Genomic DNA, 2,069 nt, shown 5'->3' on the forward strand with positions numbered 1-2,069 from the left:
CGGCCCGCCCATGAGTGGGGTCAGCTGCGCCAGACGTCAGCGGTCAGCGTGACCTTTCCGGAGGACGGGACGGTGGCGGTGCGGTTGGCACCGCTCTCCCAGGTGACGTTGCCGCTCGCGTCCTTGCGGAGGTACTTGTACTCGAACGCGGTGCCGGCGGGCAGTGCGACGTCGAGCTTCCAGACGGGGTAGGTGGCCGGGTCGAGCTTCAGCGCGCTGCCGGGCGCCCAGTTGCCGAGCGCGGCCTGGTTGCCGGTGACGTAGATGTTCTGGCCGAGCTGGGTGGTGGCGTTGACACCGAAGGAGACACCGGAATCGCCGGTGCCGGGGTCGGGGTTCGTGCCGCCGCCCGTGCAGGTGCGCGCGCCGGTGTGCAGGGCGAGGGCGGTGTTGGCACCGAGGGTGGCGGTGAACTGTCCGGAACCGTTGACCGTGACGCCGTTGCCGGACTGGACGTCGCAGTAGTCGCCGGCGGGCAGCGACGTCTGGAACGTACGGCTCAGCGAGGAGCCCTCGTGGTTGATGGCGACGTACGCCTTGGAGCCCCGGCCGAACGCGATCTGGTCGCCGCCGTTGTCCCACCAGTTCGAGACGGCCTGGCCGCGGGCGGCGTTGCGGAAGCCGACCATGGAGGAGATCTCGCGCCAGGCGTGCTGGCACTTCCAGCCGTCGCTGTAGCAGGCGTTCACCTGGCCGCCATTGGGCGGACCGGCGTCCTTGTCGGACCATTCGTAGCCGGAGTGGACGTCCGGGGAGCCGTAGGGATAGGCCAGCATGAAGACGCTCGCCAGGGTGTAGTTGGCGCCGTCCTTGTAGTTCAGGGTGTCGCCGCCGCGCTCGGTGTCGTGGTTGTCGACGAAGACCGCGGACTTGCCGGACTCCATGAAGCCCCAGCCCTCGCCGAAGTTCTTGAGGTTGGCGAGGTTCTCGTTGTTGAAGACCTGCTTGAGGCTGCGGCCGTAGCGGAACTCCTGGACGTCGCCGCTGCCGAGGTACTCGGAGGGCGAGACGGCCTCCCCCGCCCCGTAGATCGCCTCGTGCTTCCAGTACACGCCGGTGTTGCTCAGCCGGGACTTGATGTTCGCGAGGTCGGCGGCCGGCATGTGCTTGGCGGCGTCGATGCGGAAGCCGTCGACGCCGAGGGACAGCAGGTCGTTGAGGTAACCGGCGATCTTGCCGCGTACGTAGTCCTCGCCGGTGTCCAGGTCGGCGAGGCCGACCAGTTCGCAGTTCTGGACGTTCGCCCGGTCGCCGTAGTTGTTGATCTGCGACTGGCAGTCGTTCATGTCGCTGACGGAGTAGGTGCCCGGGTAGTCGTACTTGGAGTACGAGGAGCCGCCCGTGCCGGTGCCGGATCCGGCCGACATGTGGTTGATGACGGAGTCGGCGATGACCTTGACGCCCGCGGCGTGACACGTGCTGACCATGTTCGCGAAGGCCGTACGGTCGCCGAGGCGGCCGGCGATCTTGTAGCTGACGGGCTGGTACGAGGTCCACCACTGGCCGCCCTGGATGTGCTCCTGCGGCGGTGAGACCTGGACGAAGCCGTAACCGGCGGGCCCGAGGCTGCCCGTGCACGCCTGGGCCACGGAGGCGAACTTCCACTCGAACATCACCGCGGTGACGTCCTTCTCGCCGGGCGGCGCGGCCTGGGCCGTACCGGCGGCGCCGAGCCCTGCGGGGACGGCGAGCACGGCGGCGCCCATGGTGAGGGCGAGCGCGCCGGACAAGGGCCTGCGTGCCATGACGTTCCTCCTGCGGTGGGGGAAGTGCGGGGATGGCGGAGCAGCCTCACATGGCAACGCGCCGTGCCCTCAAGGCTCATGAAGGTTCTTGCAGCAAGGATGCAAAACCCTGTGTGCCGCAGACCGTACGAGCCTGACCTGCCCTGGTCAACCCCCTGGACACGACGCGATTACATCCCGATCACATCCCCGAAATCCCGTAGATTTCTTCCTGCAAGGTCTTACGCAAGATATTGCGAGGCTGTTAAGTTCATCCCGACTCCGGCCCGGCCGGCCGGGGGTCCGGTACGCCGGGCCCCACGCGCCCGGCCGGCCGGGCCGGTC

At 68.3% G+C, this 2,069-nt stretch carries 1 protein-coding gene; it reads right to left on the reverse strand.

Going from position 1 to position 2,069, the window contains the following annotated elements; all coding sequences use genetic code 11:
• Positions 1-20: 20 nt before the first annotated feature.
• Entirely contained in the window at positions 21-1,745 is a 1,725-nt protein-coding gene (locus tag ACFWFI_RS42470) for a carbohydrate-binding module family 20 domain-containing protein (protein WP_387401277.1), read from the reverse strand.
• Positions 1,746-2,069 lie beyond the last annotated feature (324 nt).

Source organism: Streptomyces sp. NPDC060209 (assembly GCF_042728155.1).
Classification (GTDB): domain Bacteria; phylum Actinomycetota; class Actinomycetes; order Streptomycetales; family Streptomycetaceae; genus Streptomyces.

What these genes read in the sequence shown, in the direction of transcription:
- ACFWFI_RS42470 (WP_387401277.1), bottom strand. Translation starts at nt 1,745, where the DNA reads ATGGCACGCAGGCCCTTGTCCGGCGCGCTCGCCCTCACCATGGGCGCC.